General features: G+C 33.3%; 14 protein-coding genes. 1 reads left to right on the plus strand and 13 read right to left on the minus strand.

What is annotated here, in order from left to right; genetic code table 11:
• Positions 1-138: 138 nt before the first annotated feature.
• From ABD730_RS04320 to ABD730_RS04355, 8 genes are all read right to left on the minus strand, one after another.
• On the minus strand, positions 139-2,247 hold the full coding sequence (locus ABD730_RS04320) for a gliding motility protein RemB (protein ID WP_344712845.1): 2,109 nt from the start codon (positions 2,245-2,247) through the stop codon (positions 139-141).
• Positions 2,248-2,372: 125 nt separating this feature from the next.
• On the minus strand, positions 2,373-3,170 hold the full coding sequence (locus tag ABD730_RS04325) for an energy transducer TonB (RefSeq protein ID WP_334471581.1): 798 nt from the start codon (positions 3,168-3,170) through the stop codon (positions 2,373-2,375).
• A 119-nt stretch (positions 3,171-3,289) separates the two neighbouring features.
• Complete coding sequence (locus ABD730_RS04330) at positions 3,290-4,018, minus strand: energy transducer TonB (protein WP_334471579.1); 729 nt, start codon at positions 4,016-4,018, stop codon at positions 3,290-3,292.
• 66 nt (positions 4,019-4,084) lie between these two features.
• Entirely contained in the window at positions 4,085-4,390 is a 306-nt protein-coding gene (locus tag ABD730_RS04335; protein WP_215927847.1) for a VanZ family protein, read from the minus strand.
• 49 nt (positions 4,391-4,439) lie between these two features.
• A complete protein-coding gene (gene gcvH, locus ABD730_RS04340) occupies positions 4,440-4,820 on the minus strand; it encodes a glycine cleavage system protein GcvH (protein WP_215927849.1) in 381 nt (126 codons plus the stop codon).
• Between the two features lie 58 nt (positions 4,821-4,878).
• Positions 4,879-12,249 (minus strand): T9SS outer membrane translocon Sov/SprA, encoded by a 7,371-nt coding sequence (gene sov / locus ABD730_RS04345; protein ID WP_344712849.1) that lies wholly within the window; start codon positions 12,247-12,249, stop codon positions 4,879-4,881.
• Complete coding sequence (gene ruvA / locus ABD730_RS04350) at positions 12,249-12,830, minus strand: Holliday junction branch migration protein RuvA (RefSeq protein ID WP_334471572.1); 582 nt, start codon at positions 12,828-12,830, stop codon at positions 12,249-12,251. The genes sov and ruvA overlap by 1 nt, the downstream gene beginning before the upstream one ends.
• A gap of 78 nt (positions 12,831-12,908) precedes the next feature.
• Entirely contained in the window at positions 12,909-15,191 is a 2,283-nt protein-coding gene (locus ABD730_RS04355; RefSeq protein WP_334471570.1) for an NADP-dependent malic enzyme, read from the minus strand.
• A 139-nt stretch (positions 15,192-15,330) separates the two neighbouring features.
• Here ABD730_RS04355 and ABD730_RS04360 point away from each other — a divergent pair, with 139 nt between their 5' ends.
• Positions 15,331-17,664 (plus strand): DUF5686 family protein, encoded by a 2,334-nt coding sequence (locus ABD730_RS04360; protein WP_344712852.1) that lies wholly within the window; start codon positions 15,331-15,333, stop codon positions 17,662-17,664.
• A gap of 6 nt (positions 17,665-17,670) precedes the next feature.
• On the opposite strand, the gene queG is transcribed toward ABD730_RS04360, so the two are convergent.
• The 5 genes from queG to ABD730_RS04385 all read right to left on the minus strand — a co-directional run bounded on the left by queG (position 17,671) and on the right by ABD730_RS04385 (position 24,031).
• On the minus strand, positions 17,671-18,597 hold the full coding sequence (gene queG / locus ABD730_RS04365) for a tRNA epoxyqueuosine(34) reductase QueG (protein ID WP_334471567.1): 927 nt from the start codon (positions 18,595-18,597) through the stop codon (positions 17,671-17,673).
• On the minus strand, positions 18,597-19,931 hold the full coding sequence (locus tag ABD730_RS04370) for a cytochrome P450 (protein WP_344712854.1): 1,335 nt from the start codon (positions 19,929-19,931) through the stop codon (positions 18,597-18,599). The genes queG and ABD730_RS04370 overlap by 1 nt, the downstream gene beginning before the upstream one ends.
• A 9-nt stretch (positions 19,932-19,940) precedes the next feature.
• Entirely contained in the window at positions 19,941-20,963 is a 1,023-nt protein-coding gene (gene ruvB, locus ABD730_RS04375; protein ID WP_334471564.1) for a Holliday junction branch migration DNA helicase RuvB, read from the minus strand.
• Positions 20,964-21,141: 178 nt separating this feature from the next.
• Positions 21,142-22,935, minus strand: coding sequence for a cytochrome c oxidase subunit I (locus ABD730_RS04380; RefSeq protein WP_215927865.1), 1,794 nt, complete (start codon positions 22,933-22,935; stop codon positions 21,142-21,144).
• Positions 22,936-22,972: 37 nt separating this feature from the next.
• Entirely contained in the window at positions 22,973-24,031 is a 1,059-nt protein-coding gene (locus tag ABD730_RS04385) for a cytochrome c oxidase subunit II (protein WP_215927866.1), read from the minus strand.
• Between the last annotated feature and the right edge of the window lie 4 nt (positions 24,032-24,035).

The following is a 24,035-nucleotide window of genomic DNA, read 5'->3' on the forward strand; positions in this document are numbered from 1 at the left end:
TGTTCTTTTAAAAGCGACTGCAAAGATAGTCTGAAAATTGATTCTAACCAACGCAAAAACCTAGTTTTATCTAGCTAATCTTCAAGCCTATGCTTTATGAAGAAGCTTAGCTTGTTCTAGTTTTAAAAAAAATTGTCACTAAAAATCATTATACCAATTAAACAAGTCTGTTCTAAAACCTAGACTAAACCAAACCGAACCAGAACGTACCGTAGAAGCATTGACTGCATCTGGATTAAAATCTCTATAGATAATATTAGCAAACATCTTAAGATTTGTTTCCGGATTTAACAAATAACCAGCCTGTAACTCTGCCATAAAACTATTGGTTTTGTTGCCTTGTCCAATTTCTATTCCTGTATTGGCATTACGATCATTATAATCTCTATAAATATCACCTCCATAAGACACACTATCATCTGTAGTATTATAATCTAACCCTCGCTGCCCTATTATCATTTTAGCATCGCCAAACCATCGCTTATAGTTATAACGTCCAATTAATACAAATTCTCTAAAGTTTGCTCCCCAAAGATGCGCCATTGGCTGATTAAAATGTCCATAATTTAAAACTTGAGTATTATGAGAATAAGTATAAGGTCTCACTTGGTTATACTCTGCTTGAATTAATAGATCATCTACATTAAAAGCATTAAAATATTTAGCACCTACCTGAAATCCGAATTTATTTTTCCAACTTTTTTCACCAGCTTTTACATCTGCTAAAGAGAATTCATCTAAGACAAACTGCCCATATAAATTTACTTTATTGTTCCATTTATATTTTGAACTTAGTCCTAAAATTGCATTTCCAGCACCTTGACCAGTTTGAAACTCTATGGCTCTAAAAAAGATAATTGGGTTTAAATAATTAACATCAAAACCTCTACCATTGGTATCTGCCCACATTACAGATTCAAACAGTCCAAGATTTAATCGTTCTGATACATTCCAACTCAAATAATGATTTGCCATGTATTTGGTTAGAAAAGCATCATCAACCACAACTTCATCTCTAACATCCTTTAACCACATCCATGTACTCGTATATTTTAATTTCCAAAAAGTCGCATTCAATTTTAAAAATGGATAAGGACTAGCAACATCACTTTGCAACAACGATCTGTAACCATCTCCTATAAAGTTTTTACCATGACCAAATTGAATATTGAGAAAATCAGCAGGAGTATAGGATAAGTAAGCTTCTGCTACAGGGTAATCATAAGAATTATCTTTAAAACGCTTGGCTATTCCACGTCCAGGAATAATAGCAGGATCTGGCCCATAAGCTTTCAAACTTTCAGCATATCTATTGTAATAATCTGCAAAACGACCTTGACTTTCATAAACTGAAGCCGTAAGATTAAAACGTTTACCTAAACCTGCTTGTATATAAATTCCTCGTGTATTATTATATGTAGAACTAAAATCGGCCTCACTATCTTTTCCCACTTGTAAATCTAAAATAGGATCAACCGTAAACCAATAATCCTCTCCTTGGACCTCTACTAAATGTTCATTAAACAGTTTTCTTCCTAACCACGAATCGGTATCTTTTGCTAAACTTTCCTTTTCAGCTTTAATATCGTAGTACCTAGCAACATCACTATACACAAATGGTTTTGCTGCCGTATGACTATTGGTACCAATAGCATTCATTTCTGCATCAAAACGCGCATAATAAGAGTGTGTAAAAGGCACATTTAACTCACTGCTGTATTCTAATTTTTCATAAGGTTTTAATCCTTCTACAAGCACATCAAACTCATCAGACAATGTTGCATTAAGGCTATCTTTTTTTGTGAGTTGGTTTATTTCTTCTAGAGAATCAATTTTTCTAACTGGCTTTGTTAATGGTATTGCTATAGATATGCTATACTGTACAAATGTTGGATTGCCATTATAGGTTGCAGGTTTTATCTTTGGAAGAGAATCGAATACACGTTGACTTTCAGCTTTTAACTCTTCATAAATAGCATCAGAATAAATAACTTTAAATTCACCTTCACGGCTAACTTCAAACAAAATTTGAACCTCTCCTTTATAAGATTCATCTAAAACAATTTGTGGTGTTTTAAAATTCTCATAGATAAACGTATTTAGCGTAAAATTGAAGCATGATTTTAATTGATTTACATCTTCGGAATTACATTCACTAAAAACAGGAGGTTTTTCGTAAGTTACTATGGATTGAGCATAACCAAAAGTGGTCGTTAAAAGAACAGCAAATAGCACAATGCGCTTCATAAAGGACTAATTTTTAATGTGCGAAAGATACTTAATTTTTTTAGTAACCTAGAAACCAATTGCCGTATAAAAAAACCGTTATTCTAAGAATAACGGCTATAACATATTACTAACAACTTGTTTTACTAATTTCTAGCATCAAAAACTATAGGCAATGTATAGATAACACCTACAGGAACTTGGCGTTGTAAACCAGGTTGCATTTTTGGAATTTTATTGATTACACGTTTTGCTTCACTTTCTAAAGCGTGATGTGGCCCTCTTATTTTAACATCGGTAACGTTACCATTTTTATCTATGGTAAATTGTGTTGTAATTTTTTGTCTTCCAGAAATACCATAATCAGATCCAATATCTGTATTGAATTTGCTACCGACTAACTTTGATATTTTATCCGACATACATTTTTTTCGCTCACTATTTGTTTTCTTTCTTTCGCACCCTGGATACACTGGTACTTTTTCAATTAAAGCAAATGGAACAAAAACCTCATCTACAGGGTCATCATCACTAGTATGAATATCTTCAATATTTACTATTGGTTGATCTGTTACCTTTGGTTCTTCTGGTGTTTTAATAATAGTTTCTACAACTGGAGTGTCATCTTCTACTTCCTTGTACACATCAGTTAAATCTTCGGTTGGTGCAGGTTCAGGAGCTTTGGGCTCTACAACCTCTACAATAAAAGGCTCTACATAATCTATAGAAATAGGCTCTGCTTTGGCCGTATCTTCTACAAGATTAAATTTCTTTTCTTGAAACTGCATTTCAAAAAGTGCATAGGTTCCTAGCAAACAAAGTATCAGCCCTATTTGGAAATAAAGGGTTGAATTTTTTTGTAAATTTGCCTCATGCTTTTGTGACTTCTTTGCTTCAGTAGTGCTCTGACCAGCAGTACCGAAGTCTTTTTTAGAATTTTTCATAATATCTATGATTTAAATGTTAATATTATGTAAAAGTCACAATAAGCATACCAAAACGAAAATCCCGTCCAATTAATTTTGAACGGGATTTTTATATTTGATAGTATTTTATCTACTACTTAGTCTTGTACTTGGAATACAATTGGTATAGAGAATGGCATTACCACTGGCTTACCTCTTTGTTTCCCTGGTTGCATTTTAGGCAACAAACTAATAACACGCTTTGCTTCTTTCTCTAATCCTGGATGCGGACCACGAGCACCGATACTAGTTATATTACCTGATTTATCTACTTTAAACTGCACAAAGATTCTTTTTTTACCTGGAGGTAAACCTAAATCACCAGCTAAATCTGTATTAAACTTTTTACCGATAAATTTATTGACCTTTTCATTCATACAGGCTTTTTTAGCTGCATTCCCTTTTTTCTTTTCACAGCCAGGAAAAACAGCCACATTTTCAATAACTGAGAATGGTACCTCTAAATCTTCTTCAACCTCTACAACTTCTACCTCTTCAACTTCAACAATTTCTGTTTCCATTTCTGTTTCTGTAGATTCTATAACTGTTTCCTCTACTTCTACTTCATCTTCAACAACTTCAATAATTTCTGGCGCAGCTGGTGGTGGTGGTGGTGGTGGTGGAGGTGTAACTATTTGTTCTGTAATTGGTACTTCCTCTTCTAATTCATCATCTAAATTAAGTGAGTCTGCAACAACACCAGATGGATCATACGTTTTATAATTGATTGCCATATAGGTAATACCTAGCATTAAGGCAAGACCAACAGCAAAGTATAATGAGCTATTACGACTTACATCTGATTTCGGATTCTTTTTAAGTTCCATAGTGTTTTTGTTTATTATAACGTTGCTAATTTAACTAAATAATAGTAAAAAAAACAAGGCTTTATGTTATTTTAACTTATATATATTTAATTGACTCGCAATTAACGTACCAAAAATAGCTCCTATACTATTGGCAACCATATCATAAGTCTCATAAGTTCTGTTTGGATTTAAGAGATATTGCAACAATTCTAATATAAACCCTAAAAAAGCTGCAGCTAAGACAATTATAAAAGGAATGTATTTTGCTTTAAAGGGTTTAAAATAAAATACCCATAAAAAAGCCAAACCTAAGTAGGCTAAGATATGATAAATTTTATCATCAAATGAAAACCCCAAACTAGGTACTCCATTTAAACTGATTAAACTCATAATAATTAATGTCAACGTATAAGCAATTGACACTAACAAAAGCATTTTTTTAACCACTTATAAGTGCTTTATAATCTTCTGCAGATAATAAATTCTCTATTTGTGAAGCGTCTGAGAATTTTAATTTAATCATCCAACCGTCTCCATAAGGATCTGTATTTACGTTTTCTGGTTGATCTTCTAAACCTTCGTTAAATTCTACGATTTCGCCAGATAACGGTAAAAATAAATCTGAAACTGTTTTTACAGCTTCAACGGTACCAAAAACCTCTTCGGCATCTAAAGTTTCGTCTAAGGTATCTACTTCTACATAAACAATATCACCTAATTCGCTTTGTGCAAAGTCTGTAATACCGATAATAGCTGTGTCGCCTTCGATTTTAATCCATTCGTGATCTTTAGTGTACTTTAATTCTGATGGTATATTCATTTTAATGTGTATAATATTATTGAAACAAATGTAATTTTTTAATTGCTTTCATTCAACATTAATTACCAAAATTATATCTTAAGGTAAATCCAGACCTTATAGATGTTTGTGGGAATGACGTTGAAATTGCAAAATCTGAGAACGAATAATCAAAATAGAAAATAGCCGTTAAGTTTTTGCTAAAGGCGTAATCTGCGGTATATTTTAACCCCCAAATGGTTTGTCCTGCAGTAATTTGATTATTCTCTAAATCTAAATATCTAATAATAGTTTTATTATCTCTTACTGAGATATCTGCTCGCATGTTTAAATCGCTCTTAATAATTTGTTTTGGTCCTGCAAGTGCCGAACGAATTCTCAAATCCTTAAAACGATATCCTAAACCAAGTGTATATTCTTTACCTTGAATTTCGGTCATTAAGTTATTATCAAAACTTAGAGATAATGTTCTATCTGTTTTTACTTCTGCTAAGACTTTAATTGAATTTTTCATTTCAAAATCTAAACGAATTAAAGGACTAAACTGTTCTTCTAAGTTAATATTACTGAATAATATTTCATTTTTAAAATTCCCAGATTGATCAACAGCTTCAGTGTTTTCAACTTCATCTGCTCTAAAATTATAATTAGGTGAAACATAGTCTAAATTAGTTCTAAACTGGTTTATAGTATAATTAGATCTATAGCCATGCTGAACAGAGAAACGTCTAAACGTTTTCTTAAACCATGGAATTTTCATTAAGCCTGTATATTTTAATGTCCAGTTTGGAATTGGAATATCTCTAAACGCATCAGTACTCACCTTTTCTGGATTAGTACCTTGATAAGCTGATAAAAATGCTGGTAATAAGACACGCTGACTATTTTTACCAAATCCTAAAGGATAACCTTCTGCATCTAAATTTGCACTATCATTAATATTTATTCCTGCTTGTTTTGCTAGTCTGTTTGCTATAATTAGCCTATTAGCTCTAAAATCGTCAAAGGCTGCAGATTGGTTTTCGTCACTTTTACTGAACGCTGTTTTTATTATAGCTGTAGAAATGTTAAAGTTTCCAAAGGTGTTTGGTGTTAATGGTCTGTAATCTCTAATTCCATCTCCTAATTCACCGTTCTCCACATCCACAATATTTCCGGATGCATCTAAATAATCTTCAACTCTAAAGTTTTCAGTATAATTTTCAGCGTAAGTTCTATTTCCGGTTAAATCTATTTTTAAATCGCGCATAGGCTCAATATTAACCGCATAGTCTAAGCTTTTATTTTGCACCTCTGTGTATTGCTGATTAAAATCTGGGAAGTTTGTTAACCAACCATTTCTAGCGGCCAAACTTCTAATATCACTTTGACTTCCAAAAGTATATCCTACAGTAGGCTTAAGTGTACCAATAAAACCAGGTGTTGGCATATAACCAGGAAGGAAAGTACCATTATTTTCTGAATAGTTAAACTGAATACGTTTTACCATGGTAACGACATCAATCATAGTATTATATGCCTTTTTCCCCACACTTAACTTGTTAGGATCTTTACCATCTTCATTGTCTGAAGCAGCGTTACTTGGTGATATAGAACGTCTGTTTGCTGCTGTACTCCTACCTCTTCCTGCACTTTTTGATTTCCCTTTTCTTACCAAACCTAACGTTTTGTATAGGGTTTCCATATTTAAGGTAGAGTTAATGTTGTGTGTGTTAGAATTCTGAATTGAATTTCCTAGGTTGTATGTATTAAAAACCCCTGGATTATCTATATCTTCTACTTGTAAACCTTCATTAAGATCTGATCCTTTTTGCCATTGAAATGCTCCATTATAAGCATAGGTGGCTTTTAAAAAGCTTAAGGCTGGAATTTTATACAACGGCAATTCATAATTAACTTGAAGCTGTTGTGTTTGAAAGTTTGGATCTCCAAAATCGAAGAAACCATCCCAAACATTAAGATCTGGATCTTGAAGTCCATTAATACGATCATCTACAAAGTAATTACGTACAATATTAGTATTAGCAGCTGTGAAATTTAAACTTAGCGCATCTGTTAAATTATAATTAATAGCGTATTGAAAATCGAACGTATAATTTCTTCTAAATAATTCTTCAATACCTATATTATTGCCTCCTAATTCTACTTCTCTAAACTTTTGCTTGCTAAACTGTCTATTAATATCTGTATTAACTGAAAAATTAGATGGTAATAAATTAAGATTAAAATCTTTTAATATCTTCCAATGTTTACCAGTAAATAGGGAATCGTTTTTCTTAAATGGTTCTACTTTTAAAGGCTCAAAAGAATAGTTATAATTAGCTCCAGCTCTCACGGTTTGATCTAAAGCGTTTTCGATTTCAAAATCGCGATGTTGCACCTTATTATAAGAGTAATTAAACGTTAGATTTTCTACATCATAAAACCGTTTTTTCGCATCTCCTGTTTTTTGTTTTCTTACACCAATAAAGTTGATACTCTGTCGTTTTGTATAATCTTCAGATTGCTCTCTAATACGGTCTTCTTCTGATCTAGAATCTGCTGCATCTAAGCGCGACTCTAAAGTTAAATCATTATAAAATTGATCAAATTTTGGTGTTACCAATTCTTCACTTTGTGCGTAATTAAACGGAATTTGCACTCCCCATTTCTTGGGTAATAATTGACCTAGTTGTATGTTTGTCACAACATCGTATTGTTGAACGTCTTCTAAACTACGTTCACTTGGACCTTGCTCAACACCACCAAAACCAATAGTACTTCGTCTTCCTGTGGCACTAATACTTGCAAAATCCGCAATTTGAGTATCCATACTAGCTACAGCTGCCCAACCGCCTTCATTGTCCATGTCAGACATACGTAATTCGTTAAACCAAACTTCGCCACAAGCATTATCCATTGAATCGCCAAGGTTGCCATTTTTAACACCAATCATTAATACTCTAATGTCTCCAAAATTTGGATTTCCTTTAATAGCAATACGTTGTTGACTTGTATTTATCTCTACATCATCATAAGGAACCTCTTCTGGATTGTTAAATCCGTTTTCATCTAACACTCCATCAACAACATTATAAAATACAGGATCTGGGTCACTTAAAGTCCCTTGAGAAATACCAAGAGCTTTAATTTTTTGTAAAAACTCTAAAGGAATGTTTATTTCATTCTGGCTTGGCCAGATTTCTTCAGCAGTTGGATTTGCACTTAAATTAGCAGATTTTAATAAAGGAACTTCTACTTGATAATAATTTTGAGTAAAATCATTACCCATTCTTATAAAACCAACTAACTCTCCAGAATCTAGCTGAGATCCTTCTTGTGCTCTGGCATGTAAAAACATACGTAGTTTTTTATACTGACGCATATCTACATTAATATTTTTAAATACACCACGAGAATCTGCTGGCTCTAAGTCACAAGCCTGTATTACTAAAGACTGTTCGTTTTGTCTAATTATACTGTTATTATTGTTAAGTTCTTCTTGTGTTACTCCAGGAGGAGTTTTATAACTTGGATTATCTTGTACACTAACAACTCCTACACTAAACTCAGTTGGTTCATTTTCATGATCTGCAACAGAGTCATCATCTAAAGGCAGTTGATAACGTCTCCAATCACTACGTACTAAATCTAAAGAAGCGAAACGCATAACTGTCTTTTCTGTGAAATTTGACACATATAAACGTGCAAAACGAACAGAGCGTATATCTGAAATACCACCAACACGCTTGGTTTCTTCGTTAATAGGAATTCTAAATTGATACCATTTTACATCACTTCTTACGTCTCCATTAGGTAGTGTTACTGAAAAACCTTGTTTTATATCATTAATATAAGGGTTACCTATATTTAAACTTGAAGGTGTAATATCCAATTCATACTCAAAATAACTATCAATAGTATTCATGGTATTATCTCTATTGATATCCTCTACGTCTGGCTGGGTTGTAGACCCTCTATTGGTATCTGTAAAGACATCTGGTGTATTTCCTTCTAAACCATTGTACTTTTTGTAACGTTCAAAAATGTCTCCATCAGTATTTAAATAGTATGTATAATTATCATTTGAAGGGTCGTCACCAAACTGTCCTCCAAATTCAGCTATTTCTTCTGCATCATTAAATCCATCATAACCAACATCCTGATTTGCACGTTCTGTTCCTGTAGTTCCAAACGTATAAATTAGTGATTGATTTTGTGGTACCACACCTCCAAAGGACGTTCGTGTTAACGTAGAAACATCTCCATCTTCTGGTAAACCATTTTCATATTGTTTTTTACCATCTTTTAAAACATCTTCCGAAATATTACCAAGATTTATAAATAATTTACCTCCAGAATTGGTTGGGTTGTCTAAAAAGGGATCTTGCACCCAAAATTCGATATATTCGACATTAGCTTGTTCAAAATCGGTTGATGTAATAGGTCTCATTATACCTGCCCAACTATCGGCAGGATTATCTATCACATTATCTGCTGCAGCTGGGTCAAAGTTATAAGGACCACGTTCTCTAGGATAATATGCTAAATCTAAAGTATTAATTACTGATGTTTGTCCTTGTACAATATCTTGATTGAAAATTTCGTCAATAAAAACACGACGTGTATATAAATCTGAAATGTCATCATCTGTAATGCCACCTGGACGTTGATTACTATAGAAAATAGGATCAATGGTGTACCAATTTAAAAGTGCTCTTCCGAAACCATTTTCAATTCTCTTATCATTAATTGGATCATTTTCATCTACTCCATTAACCGTAAGTGGCCTACTAGATAAAGACCAAGATAAAGGGCTTAACAAATCTATGGCTCCTTGTGTACCCTCAAAATCATCTATATAAGCGGTGGCTTCTCCATTAAAATCTGCACCATTTGAAGCTCCTGGTAATAAGTAAGCAAATTCACCTCTTAAAGACAAATTAGAAGGGACATCTGTATCTATATTTGGCAATTTATTTACCATACGTGTTAGAAATGGAACTTCTGTTGAGTAATTTCCATTAAAACCAAAAATGGTATTATTAATAGGCTCTGAATTAAAATTGGCTTTTTGTGTTATTGGTCGTTCATTAAGATTTAATAAAGTCGCACCTAAAACAAAGTTTTCGTTGAATTGGTGCTCTACATTAATTCCTGTAAAACGTTTTGTTTGTTGTCCAAAAACGGCATTATTTTCAACCGAAACATTAATTGGTGTGTTTGATGCTTTTAAAGCTTCATCTAAAATCTCTACACGTCCTAATTGATAATTCACTGTATAATCAACACCTTCAACAAGTTGACGTCCACCTGCAGTTACTCTAACCGAACCTCTTGGCACATTAAAAGCACCAATAGGAATACCACTATCTCCACCACTGCTTTTAAAACGTCCTTTTATTTGAAATTTATTCTTTTCAGCTTCATCTAAGGCTTGCGTCTTTGTGGTCTTATAAAGTAAATCGTAAACGTATTTTTCTTGATTTGGATTGGTATAGGTTGCTGCGTCATAATCTCCTGGGTTTGAAGGATCATCTAATACATCAAATAAATAACGACCAAAAGGTTCTGTTTTTGTAAAAATAATTTTTCCGTTCTGAGATAATACAGTAATTCCTTCTACATAATCAAAGAAACCATCTCCGCGTTCTTGTGGATCATTGTTAAAGTTTAATCGGTCTAAATGAAACAATCGAATTAAAGGTGTTTCTTCAATTACAGTATCATCATCAGGAATATTGGATGTATTATTATCAAAGAGAGGGAACGTGGTCTCATCTATTGGTTTTATATAATTTAATGCTGAAGATTCTGTATAAAAAATATTAAGTTTAAAATCTTCTTGACTGAGTTGAAATGCTCCAGTATCATAAATATTTTTCATCATTAAATCCCAAATTGGCTCATTTACAGATGTAACTGCACTTTTCAACATTTTTAAGATTAAACTTTGATTATTTACAACTTGATTTCCTGAGGTATTTTCATCTACTACTGTAGCCTCTACACCATCGTTTGCAAATTCACCTACCTGATATACTTGTCCTCCAATTGTATATTGAAATGCTACTGCTAAAACTTCATCATTTTGTAAACGTTGATTTAAAGAGATATACCCTAATTCGGTATTTAAAAAATACTCTTGTCCTTCTTGTAATTTTCTTGCAGATTCTAATTTACCGTAATCAAAACCTTCATTTACGTTAACTGTATTTACACCACTTTCTACATTAGTAATATTTCTAACAGCCTCCGTTAAAAAAGAACCTGCGCCTCCTATATTTGTTGGATCAAACGCATTATTTTTATTGTTAGGTCTTGCTCCTGGATTGGTTACAAAATTCGCTGGATATGAGTCAAGTCCTATGTTTTCAATAGTAGATTCACCTAAATCTTGAAATGCAACAATATTTCTAACATTGTCGGTTTGGTTATTTCTATTGGTTACCCATACTTCTGCTCTTGTTATTTGAAGTCCTTGATTATCTATAAAAGGGTATTGTCTTAAGGCTTTATCGTAGTTTTCTCTAAAGTATTGTGCTAAGAAAAAGTGTCTGTTTTCGTCGTAATCTCTTGCAAAAAATTCAAATTCTTCAACAGTACCACCTCCTTCTGCTACTACAGATTTTGACTGTGATTGTTGCTCAGAAAACACTGCTGTAACTCTAGTTTTACCAAATTGCAATTCGGTTTTAACACCAAATAAACTTTGCGCGCCCGTAATTAAAGAACTATTTAATGGCATATTAACGTTACCAACTTCAATTTTTCTAATGATATCGTCTTCTGTTGGAGTGTATTCTAATTTTACAACTTGTTGAAAATCGAAAGTTGCTTCAGTATCATAGTTTGCTGTTACTTGAAGCCTCGTTCCTACTTTACCTAATAAACTTAAACTAATTCTCTGATCAAAATCGAATGTAAAGTTAGTTCTGTTTCTTGGCGAAAAGGATGGATTATCTTGTTTAGAAAACAGCACACCTAAATCAACTTCAACCGAACCTTGAGGTACTACATTTATTGTATTACCACCAAATATTGTTTCAAACAATCCTGAATTCACATAAAACTCTGGTAATAAATTCTTTTGATCTTCTTCTGAACCTTCTTTTTGTCCAGCTTTAGCATCAGCCATTTTCTTGTAATAGGCTTTTAATTTTTCTTGTAAAACTAGCTTTTGAAATTCATCTGGAGTTAGAATTAATGGGTAATTGATGTTAAACGCGCCTATTTTTTCAGTGTATATATAACGATCTAAAATGGGATCGTAAGTATATTTTGCAACAATACTATTTGGGTTAGGCATGTTAAGCTTACCTAAAGCGTATGTTGTTTTAGTTGAATCTTGTTCTGTTTCTGTTTCCGTTTCTTGTGCTAAAACTGAATTACCTATTAGCAACATAAAAGCTAATACGCAATAAAATTGGATGGAAAGTGGTTGCTTATGGATAGTAGTATTCAATTGCATTATAAGTTTTTAAGAGCTTCTTTAATAATTTGCTCTACAAGGGCTTCTGGTTGGGCTTGTAAAATTCTATCAACAACTTTTTCGGATTGTTTTTTATTAAATCCTAAAACGTCTAAAGCAGATAACGCTTCATCTTTGTGCGTATTGTTTGGCTTTAAAGAAAGTTCGTCTATACCATACACTTTTAACACTTTATCCTTTAAGTCTATGATAACACGTTGAGCCGTTTTTGCACCAATTCCTTTTACACTTTGAATTAATGCCACGTCTCCTCCTGCAATACCGTCTTTAACTTGGTCTGGAGTTAGTGATGACAACATTGTACGTGCTATATTAGCTCCAATTCCACTAACAGAAATTAATAGTTTAAAAATTTCACGTTCTGTTTTAGACGAAAAACCATAAAGACTGTGTGAATCTTCGCGAACTTGAAGATACGTATAAAGTCTTAAGTGTTCTTTATCTGGAATCTGAGAAAATGTATGAAGCGATATATTAATAAAATACCCTACTCCATTGCAATCTATAACAACATCTGTCGGATTTTTTTCAACAAGTTTGCCTTCTATCTGTGTAATCATTTATAACGAAAAGTTAAAAAACCAAATGTAATAAAATTATTTTCATTTAGAGGACAAGATTAGCTACTAAGAAAATGTCTATTTCTGCTGTCTTCGCTCTCGTTCTTGAGCATCTACAACTGCAATAGCGGTCATATTTACAATTTCGTCAACACTTGCTCCTAATTGTAAAATATGCACTGGTTTTCGCATTCCCATCATAATCGGACCAATAGACTCTGATTTATTAAGTTCTTTTAATAGTTTATAAGTAATATTTGCAGCATCCAAATTTGGAAAAATAAGTGTATTCACTTTACGACCTGCTAATTTTGAAAACGGAAAAATATCTTGAAGCATTTTAGCATTTAAAGCAAAATCGGTTTGTAATTCTCCATCTACCACCATTTCTGGGTAAGCTTTATGTAAATAAGCTACGGCTTCTTTTACTTTTTCTGCTCGTGGATTTTCTGAAGATCCAAAATTAGAATATGAAATCATAGCTGTTACAGGTTCTATACCAAACATTTTTGTAACTCTAGCAGTCATACGTGCAATCTTAGCCAAATCTTGTGCTGTAGGATCTATATTAATTGATGTATCACTTAAAAACATTGGACCACGTTGCGTCATCATTAGGTTTGTAGTGGCAACCCTTGTTACGCCATCTGCCATACCAATTAACTCTAGCATAGGCTTTACTACCGATGGATAATTACGTGAATACCCCGTAATTAATGCGTCTGCATCTCCTACATTAACCATCATGGCTGCAAAATAGTTACGTTCTCGCATTTTCTTTTCGGCAGAATAGATGGTTACACCTTGACGTTTGCGTTTTTTCCAATAAGCTTTTGCATAGTGGTTTTTGCGTTCTAACTCTTCATCTGACTTTGGGTCGATTATAGGTACATCGGCATCAAATTCAATTTCCTCCATCAATGTGATGATAGTCTCTTTACGTCCTAATAAAATTGGATGAGCAATCCCTTCTTCATAAGCTATTTGAGCTGCTTTTAAAACATCAAGCTGGTCAGCTTCTGCAAAAACTACACGTTTTGGATTTGTTTTGGCTCTTCCTAATAGCAGACGTACCAATTTATTATCTGAACCTAGACGTTCTAATAATGAATTTTTATAGCGGTCCCAATCTTCAATTGGTTCTTTAGCGACTCCACTCTCCATTGCTGCTTTAGCAACGGCTGGTGGAACTACTGCTATTAGTCTTGGATCAAAAGGTTTTGGAATGATATACTCTTTACCAAAAGTTAATTTTGTTTCTGCATAAGCTATATTCACCTGTTCAGGAACAGATTCTTTGGCTAAATCTGATAAAGCTTTAACGGCTGCCATTTTCATAGCTTCGTTAATCTTTGTTGCTCTCACATCTAGAGCTCCTCTAAAAATAAAAGGGAATCCTAGAACATTATTAACTTGGTTAGGATGATCACTACGACCTGTTGCCATAATAATATCATCTCTAGTATCTATTGCGAGTTGGTATTTTATTTCTGGATTAGGATTAGCCATAGCAAACACAATTGGGTTTGCTGCCATAGATTTTAACATCTCTGGCGTTACAATATCTGGCTGAGATAGACCGACAAACACATCTGCATTTTGCATAGCTTCATCTAAAGTATCTATTCTACGGTGAGTTGCAAACTCAGCTTTTTCTGGTGTTAGATTAGTTCTATCGTCTCTAATAACACCTTTGCTATCTAGCATTACAATATTTTCGCGCTTAGCACCAAAGGCTTGGTACAATCTTGTACAAGAAATAGCAGCTGCTCCTGCTCCACTAACTACAATTTTGACTTCTTCAATATTTTTATTTGCAATCTCTATGGCATTAATTAATGCTGCTGCAGAAATAATTGCTGTTCCATGCTGATCGTCGTGCATTACAGGAATATCTAATTCTTCTTTTAAACGACGTTCAATTTCAAAAGCTTCTGGTGCTTTTATATCTTCAAGGTTAATACCTCCAAATGTTGGTGCAATATTCTTTACAGTAGCTATAAATTCTTCTACGTTTTCTGTATTAACTTCAATATCAAAAACATCAATATCTGCAAATATTTTAAACAACAATCCTTTACCTTCCATTACAGGCTTAGACGCTTCAGGTCCTATATTTCCAAGACCTAAAACCGCTGTTCCGTTAGAGATAACGGCAACCAAATTGCCTTTAGCGGTGTATTTATATACATTATCTACGTCTTTAGCAATTTCTAAACAAGGTTCTGCCACACCAGGAGAATAGGCCAACGACAAATCGCGCTGAGAGGCATATTTTTTAGTTGGAACTACTTTTATCTTTCCAGGAGTTGGTTTTGCGTGATATAATAGGGCTTCTATACGTTTACTTTGTTTGCTCATAATTTGAATGAAATAAGACGCAAAGATAATGATTTTGAATCTTTGTTATAAATAACAAGTGATCTAAAAAATATTCCGATATTTAGTAACTTCTAACAGATGTAACATGATGAGGTACTTGTTTCTACTTACTTTTCTTTTGATAAATTTTGAAGCTTTTACTCAAACTAATATAAAATTCATACTTATTGATGACACAACAGAACAGGTTATACCTTTTGCAAATGTGCTTTTTAGCGAATTAGAAAATAAAGGCACGTCTACAGATATTGATGGAGTTTTTTATGTATCTAATACCGTCAAAACAATAACGATAAGCTATGTTGGTTATGAAACAAAGGAAATAAAACTAGACGATATTAATTCTCAAATCATAAGACTTAAATCAAAATTTAGCGAATTAGATGAAGTTATTATCGATGGAGAAAACCCAGCGCATCGTATTATTAGAAATGTAGTTGCTAATAAAGCTATTAATAATCCGGAAAATTTAGAATCTTACACTTACAAGTCTTACGATAAAATTGTTGTTGATGTAGATGATAGTAAACCAATGAATGATTCCTTAAAGGAGACTCAAACATTTTTAAAGGACTCTTACTTTTTTATAACAGAAACCATCGCTAAACACAAATATTTAAAACCACGATTTAGTGAAGATAGCATTATTGCGATAAGAACATCTGGTTTAAAAGATCCTAATTTTGCCGTTCTGGCAAATGCATTTCAACCTTTTTCATTTTATAATGAACATATTGAACTTTTTGAAACACCTTACCTTAATCCTATTTCTAAAGGGAGTACAAAAAAATATAAATTCAGGTTAAAAGAAGAATACCTAAAAGGTAAGGATACAGTTTTTGTTATTTCTTTTGAACCAAAGACAAATAGAAATTTTGAAGGCTTAAAGGGGTTACTTTACATCAACTCTAACAGATATGCAGTTGAAAGCGTCGATGCTTCTACATTTAACTCTGGAAAAATTGATTTTACTATTCAACAGAAATATAAATTTATAAATAATCAATATTGGTTTCCTGAACAGTTGAATTTTGTCATTATTTTGGGACAAGGTTTTGGTAGTTTTAAATATGTTGGCAAAAGTTACCTTTCTGAAATTACACCAAATGCGACATTGGAAAAGAAAGATTTTCCGTTTGTATCGCTCACATTGCCTAAAAATGTAGGTGGAAGAGATTCGAAATACTGGGATGATTACAGAAGAGAAGCTTTAGACAAACGCGAACTGCGAACCTATGCACTGATTGATAGTATTGGAGACAAAATAAAGCTTGATAAATATTTATCAATTCCTCAAAAGTTATTTGAAGGAAAATATCCTTTAAAATATGTTGATATAGACTTGCTAAACATCATAAGGTTTAATAAATATGAAGGCACAAGATTAGGTGCTGGTTTTTACACTAATGACGACATTCTTAAAAATGTTTCCTTAGGTGCATTTGCTGGTTATGGATTTAAAGATGATACATGGAAATATGGAGGAGAATTAGAGATTGATGTGCCTGGAAAAAAAGATATTTCTTTTAATATAAAATATGAAAATAGCATTAGAGAGGTTGGTACCTATTCTGGAAACAAAGTTAACAATCCATTTGTATCACGTAATATTATTGCGAGCCAAATGGATGCCATTGAATCTTACAGTATTAGAACAGACATGAAGTTATTGAGAAACATCAACTGGTTTTTGGGTTTTAATACTGCTAAAATAAATCCGTTGTACAACTACCAATTTATTCAAAATAATAATTCGGTAACTGGTTATAATAATTCTGAAGTTACCATTGGTGTTGGTTACCATGTTAATGAAAAACTAATTAATTCCTTTGGTACTACAACTAGACTTGCTAATGACGCTCCGGTTTTAAAACTTATTTATTCTAGAGGATTAGAAGGTGCTTTTGAATCTAATTTTAGTTACAACAAACTGTGTTTTACGTTAGACCATAGTTTTATGACTAAAGGTATTGGCCGAACAACTTATCGACTCGATTTAGGCTATATAGATACTGCATTACCTTATGGATTACTATTTACCGGAGAAGGGACTTTAGACCGACAAATACCCTTTGTGGTTAAAAATTATTTTCAAACAGTAACACCTTATGAGTTTTTATCCGATAGGTATGCACACTTATTTATTACTCATAATTTTGGAAGACTATTTAATAATAAAGGTTATTTTCAACCTGATATTTTGCTTTATAATAATGTGGGAATTGGTGATTTAGACCATAATGAATATCACCAAAACATTGAATTTAAAACTAAAAACCACTTATTTTTAGAAACAGGTTTAGAACTTCATAATTTAATAAAGGTACCATTTCAGAATTTAGGTTATTTAGGAATGGGCTTTGGTGCTTTCTATCGCTATGGTTATCACAATCTTGAGAAGTCTAGTGATAATTTTGCTCTAAAATATTCCGTTGGATTTACTTTTAAGTAAAAAAAACTAATCCTTCAAAAAACTAATATTCCTCTCCAAACCAGCAAATTTAGTCCGCTTTACAGCCGATTTCTGAAACACTTTTTTAAAGGTATCTTCCGTAATTTCCTCCCAATCCTTTTTGGTCATATCTAATAATTCTGGATGTGGATTAAATAAAGGCTCGTTATGCGGTTTAGAAAAACGATTCCAAGGGCAAACGTCTTGGCAGATATCGCAACCAAACATCCAGTCGTCAAATTTGCCTTTAAATTCTGTTGGAATGTTTTCTTTGAGTTCAATAGTAAAATACGAGATACACTTACTACCATCTACCACATAAGGTTCTGTAATGGCTTCTGTAGGGCAAGCATCAATACATTTGGTACATGTGCCGCAATGGTCTGTTGTGGCGTAATCGTATTCTAACTCTAAATCGATAATTAATTCGGCTATAAAATAAAACGAGCCGACTTGTTGGGTTAATAAATTAGAGTGCTTTCCTATCCACCCCAAACCCGATTTTGCTGCCCAAGCTTTATCTAGCACTGGTGCAGAATCTACAAAAGCGCGTCCACCAACCTCGCCTATTTCATCTTGAATAAAATACAATAATGATTTTAGCTTATGTTTTATGACGTGATGGTAGTCGTTACCATAAGCATATTTAGACAATTTATATGAATCATCTGTTTGAGTTTCTGATGGGTAATAATTCAACAATAAAGACACCACACTTTTTGAACCTTCAACAAGCAATGTTGGATCTAAACGTTTATCGAAATGGTTTTCCATGTAACGCATTTCACCATTCATGTTCTTATTTAGCCAAGTTTCTAATCGTGGTGCTTCTGCTTCTAGAAATTCAGCCTTACTAATACCACAAGACAAAAAACCAAGGCGTTTTGCTTCAGCTTTAATGATTGTACTGTATTTGGAAGCATTGTTTATCACTAGTGTCGTTTTTCAAACGTTAAAAGTGCATTCTTTGGTTTTAAAGTAATCAAAGGAGTAATATCTATGGTGTTAAACTCAGGATGCATTTTATAGTTTGAAACTAACTCTGAAACGGCAATGATCATTTCGAACATCGCAAAATTATTTCCAATACATTTTCGTGGGCCAGCTCCAAAAGGAAAATATTGTGATGAGAATTTACGACCACCTTCATTAAAACGCTCTGGTAAAAATTCATTAGGTTGGTCCCATAGTTTAGGGTGACGATGTATTTCGTATACCGAAAATAATAAGTTAGATCCGGCTTCAAAATCCATCCCATTAAAAGTATCTGGTGCCTTATTTACACGATCTATAAAATACGCTGGAGGATACAATCGCATAGCTTCTTCTAAAACCTGCTGGCAAACTTTAGACTTTGTTACCAAATCCATTAAGTCATCGCTTTCACTTTTTAATGCCAGACGTTCTTCATAAATTTTATCTTGCCATTCTGGATGCAATGCTAATAATTGCGTCGTAAATGTAAGTGCATTTGATGTGGTTTCGTGTCCTGCTGTAAATAGAATCAAGATTTCATCAATGAGTTGTTCTTCTTCCATAGCATTGCCATCGTCGTACCTAGCCTCTAAAAGCATATCTAACAAATCATCTGCTTTTATGTTTGAAGCCCTTCGTTCGTTAACAATGCGTTTTAATATTTGACGTGCTTCGTTGGTGAGTTCGATATGTTTTTCAATTTCACCACTCAAATTAAACCACCAACCCAAATATGGTTGACGTAATTCTTTTACCAACATTTTTTGAGCCTGTTCTGTAATATATTGAAGGCGATTAATATCTTCTTGATTTGCGGCACTGCTAAACAAGGATTTCACCACCGTTTGAAATGCCAAATCGTTTAAAATAGGAAAGATATCTATCACTTCATTCGATGTGATTTTTCCGTATTCTAAAAGAATTGCATTTTTAATACTTTCTAAAAGATTTGCTAACTGCTTTTTATGAAAAGCGGGTTGAATGAGCTTACGCTGTTTTTTCCAATGTTCTCCTTCTGAGGTAAGCAAGCCTTTACCAACATACTTCACTAAATCTTCCGTTTGTATCTTAGACTTGGTATAGTTCTTCTGATTCTTTTGAAGAACATATTCGGCAAATGCAGCATCACGAATAAAGACAACGCTGTTTTTAAATCCAATTTTTAACTTGAAAACATCTCCTTGCTCCTCAAAATTTTTATGATGAAATGGCAGTGGATTTTTTAAAATTTCTAATGAATGTTTAATAAATCGACTTAAAGGAACCGTGGGTATATTTTGTTTTAGACTCATATGCTTAAGTTAAAACAAACCTCCTTGGGTTGGTCCTTTTATTTTGCCCAAATGTTTATACGCTTGTTCTGTAACCTCACGTCCACGAGGAGTACGCATAATGAAGCCTTGTTGAATTAAAAAAGGTTCATAAACCTCTTCTATGGTTTCTGTACTTTCACTAACGGCCGTTGCAATAGTACTAATACCAACAGGTCCTCCTTTAAACTTATCGATGATAGTGGTTAGGATTTTGTTATCCATTTCATCCAATCCATAAGCATCTACGTTAAGTGCTTTTAAGGCAAATTTAGCGATACCAATATCAATTTTACCATTCCCTTTTATTTGTGCAAAATCTCTAACACGTCGTAAAAGCGCATTGGCAATACGAGGTGTGCCTCTACTTCTACCTGCAATCTCTATAGCAGCTTCCATAGAAATTGGCATGTTTAATATGGATGCACTACGTTGCACTATGGTGGTTAATAATTCGGTTTTATAATATTGTAAACGACTTTGTATTCCAAATCGAGCGCGCATTGGAGCAGTAAGTAACCCTGAACGTGTGGTTGCACCAATTAATGTAAATGGATTTAAGTTAAGTTGAACAGTTCTGGCATTTGGACCAGATTCAATCATGATATCAATTTTATAATCTTCCATTGCAGAGTATAAGTATTCTTCTACAATTGGACTTAAACGATGGATTTCATCAATAAAAAGCACATCGCGGTCATCAAGATTAGTTAACAAACCTGCCAAGTCTCCTGGCTTATCTAAAACAGGTCCTGAGGTCACTTTAATGCCTACGTCTAACTCATTAGCTAAAATATGTGCTAAGGTCGTTTTTCCTAGTCCTGGAGGTCCGTGAAATAAGGTGTGATCTAAAGCTTCTTCTCTAAGGTTCGCAGCTTGTACAAAAACTAATAGGTTTTCTAAGACTTGATCTTGACCTGTAAAATCTTCAAAGGTTAAAGGTCTTAATTTCTTTTCGACATCTAGTTCTTCTGGTGTGAAGTTATCGCTATTTGGATTTAGGTTTTCGTTCATAGTACTTCCCGTGAAAACGGGAATCTTATTAAGTTACACTGAGCTTAGAAATATAGGTTCTTCGTTTCACTCTGAATGACAACAAAGTCAAAACAAATATAAAGAAAAAGACCTTTGGATAGCTATCCAGAGGTCTTTTCTAATCTATTATGAGTTTCCTGCCTTCGCAGAAATTTGTTTAATGCTGTAATTCCTCTTCACCTTCCATTAAAGGTACATTCTGAGGTACAAAATCTACATCATGTCCTGGTTTACTGTAGTCATAAGACCAACGGTAAACGTGAGGAATAGCTCCTGGCCAGTTACCATGTATATGTTTTACAGGAGTAGTCCATTCTAAAGTTGTAGATCTCCAAGGATTTTGTTCTGCTTTTTTACCAAAGAACATACTTGCAAAGAAATTATACAAATAAATAATTTGTGCTAAACCTCCAATAATAGCAAATATAGTTATGATAACATTTGCATTTGCTAAATCATCAAATAACGGGAAATTAGAGTTTGTGTAATAACGTCTTGGTAATCCTGCCATTCCAATAAAGTGCATTGGGAAGAAAACTCCGTAGGCACAAATTGCAGTGATCCAGAAATGTAAATATCCTAAGTTTTTATTTAGCATACGACCAAACATTTTTGGGTACCAATGATAAATACCTGCAAACATTCCGTAAAGTGCAGAAATACCCATTACTAAGTGGAAGTGTGCAATTACAAAATAAGTATCATGAACGTTAATATCTAATGCACTATCACCTAAAATGATTCCTGTTAATCCACCCGTAATAAAGGTAGACACAAAACCAATAGAAAATAACATGGCTGGATTCATTTGGAGATTACCTTTCCATATGGTTGTTATCCAGTTAAAGGCTTTTACAGCAGATGGGATAGCAATCAATAATGTTGTAAATGTAAATACAGATCCTAAGAAAGGATTCATACCTGAAATAAACATATGGTGCCCCCAAACAATTGTAGATAAGAAAGCAATTGCTAAGATTGAAGCAATCATCGCTCTATATCCAAAAATTGGCTTACGAGAGTTTGATGCCATAATTTCAGACACTAATCCCATAGCAGGTAAGATAACGATATATACTTCTGGGTGACCTAAGAACCAAAATAAATGTTCGAATAATACTGGTGATCCACCTTGGTAGTGTAATACTTCACCTTGAATAAATATATCTGATAAGAAGAATGATGTTCCAAAACTTCTATCCATAATTAATAATAACGCTGCAGACAATAATACTGGGAATGAAACCACACCAATAACCGCTGTTACAAAGAATGCCCAAATAGTCAATGGCAATCTTGTCATAGACATCCCTTTAGTACGTAAGTTAATTACTGTTACTATATAATTTAAAGATCCTAATAAAGATGATGCAATAAATATAGCCATTGAGACTAACCATAAAGTCATTCCTAAACCAGAACCTCCTGATGCCATAGGCAAAGCAGATAGTGGTGGATAGATTGTCCATCCTGCTGCTGCTGGTCCGGCTTCTACAAATAATGAGCTAATCATTATAACACAAGAAATAAAGAATAACCAATAAGACACCATATTAAGGAATCCTGAAGCCATATCTCTAGCACCAATTTGCAACGGAATTAAGAGGTTACTAAATGTACCACTTAACCCTGCAGTTAATACAAAGAATACCATAATAGTACCATGAATCGTCACTAAGGCCAAATAAATATCTGCATCCATAACTCCGTCTGGAGCCCATTTACCTAGTAATGCTTCAAACAATACGTTTGGCTGTTCTGGCCATGCAATTTGCATACGAAACATTATAGACATTAAAACACCTATAACTCCCATTATAGTACCTGTAATTAAATATTGTTTAGCAATCATTTTATGATCAATGCTAAAAATATATTTAGTTACAAATGTTTCTTTGTGATGATGTACGTCGTGATCGTCGTGACCGTGTGTATCTATAGTTGCTGACATAATCTCTATCTATTATCTTTTTCTTTAAAAAATTCTATTAATTTAATGAATTTGGAAAGGTTGTTTGTTCTTTCATCCAAGCATCAAACTCTTCTTGTGTTTCTACAATAATCTTCATCTGCATATTGTAATGTGATGTACCACAAATTTTGTTACATAATAATAAGTAATCAAACTCGTAAACCAACTCTTGTCCAGATTCTTCAATTTCGGCTTTACGTTCTAATCTAAGAGCGTTAATATCTTTAACTTTCTCAACCATATCTGGATTTTGACGCATATCTGCAGTGGTAATTGTTGGTGTAAAACCAAATTGAGTTACCATACCAGGTACACAGTTCATTTGCGCTCTAAAATGCGGCATATAAGCTGAGTGTAATACATCTTGAGATCTCATTTTAAATACAACCGGCTTTCCTACTGGCAAATGAAGCTCTGTTACAATAACATCATCTTGAGCATTAGGATCGTCTTCATCGACACCTAAAATATTAGCACGATCTAAGTCTATTAATCTAACATTCGCTTTACCAAGGACATTATCTGCACCACTATAACGTGCTTTCCAGTTAAACTGCTGTGCATATAATTCAATAACCATTGGGTCTTCATCCTCATCGATATTCATAATATCATTCCAAGTGAATAAACCGTAGATTATTAAACCTGCTAAAACAATTACAGGAATTACTGTCCAAATAAATTCTAAAGTGTTATTATCTGCATAAAATAATGCTTTTCTTCCTTTTTCACCTTTGTATTTATAAGCAAAATAATGTAGTAAAAATTGCGTAATAGTCTGTACTATAAATATAACTACCATAGAGATAATCATAAGATTATCGACTTCTACACCATGTTCTGATGCAGCATTAGACATTAATGGTAAATCTCCTAAATACCAAAAACTAAGAATAGTTATAACATAGATAAAAATTAAAAACCCTATCATTAAATAACCATTGATTTTGTTATCATGGTCGTCCGCAATTTGGGAATTTGTTGTGCCTACTTGGGCCAAGTCAAAAATCTTTACCATTTGCCACAAGGCAACAGCTACAAAGAGTACAATTATAATAGTTAATAAAGCAGTCATTATC

This window comes from Winogradskyella damuponensis, assembly GCF_039538385.1.
GTDB lineage: Bacteria > Bacteroidota > Bacteroidia > Flavobacteriales > Flavobacteriaceae > Winogradskyella > Winogradskyella damuponensis.

Coding starts and splice junctions, on each gene's coding strand:
- ABD730_RS04320 (WP_344712845.1), bottom strand. CDS start 2,247: ATGAAGCGCATTGTGCTATTTGCTGTTCTTTTAACGACCACTTTTGGT.
- ABD730_RS04325 (WP_334471581.1), bottom strand. CDS start 3,170: ATGAAAAATTCTAAAAAAGACTTCGGTACTGCTGGTCAGAGCACTACT.
- ABD730_RS04330 (WP_334471579.1), bottom strand. CDS start 4,018: ATGGAACTTAAAAAGAATCCGAAATCAGATGTAAGTCGTAATAGCTCA.
- ABD730_RS04335 (WP_215927847.1), bottom strand. CDS start 4,390: ATGAGTTTAATCAGTTTAAATGGAGTACCTAGTTTGGGGTTTTCATTT.
- gcvH (WP_215927849.1), bottom strand. CDS start 4,820: ATGAATATACCATCAGAATTAAAGTACACTAAAGATCACGAATGGATT.
- sov (WP_344712849.1), bottom strand. CDS start 12,249: ATGCAATTGAATACTACTATCCATAAGCAACCACTTTCCATCCAATTT.
- ruvA (WP_334471572.1), bottom strand. CDS start 12,830: ATGATTACACAGATAGAAGGCAAACTTGTTGAAAAAAATCCGACAGAT.
- ABD730_RS04355 (WP_334471570.1), bottom strand. CDS start 15,191: ATGAGCAAACAAAGTAAACGTATAGAAGCCCTATTATATCACGCAAAA.
- ABD730_RS04370 (WP_344712854.1), bottom strand. CDS start 19,931: ATGAGTCTAAAACAAAATATACCCACGGTTCCTTTAAGTCGATTTATT.
- ruvB (WP_334471564.1), bottom strand. CDS start 20,963: ATGAACGAAAACCTAAATCCAAATAGCGATAACTTCACACCAGAAGAA.
- ABD730_RS04380 (WP_215927865.1), bottom strand. CDS start 22,935: ATGTCAGCAACTATAGATACACACGGTCACGACGATCACGACGTACAT.
- ABD730_RS04385 (WP_215927866.1), bottom strand. CDS start 24,031: ATGACTGCTTTATTAACTATTATAATTGTACTCTTTGTAGCTGTTGCC.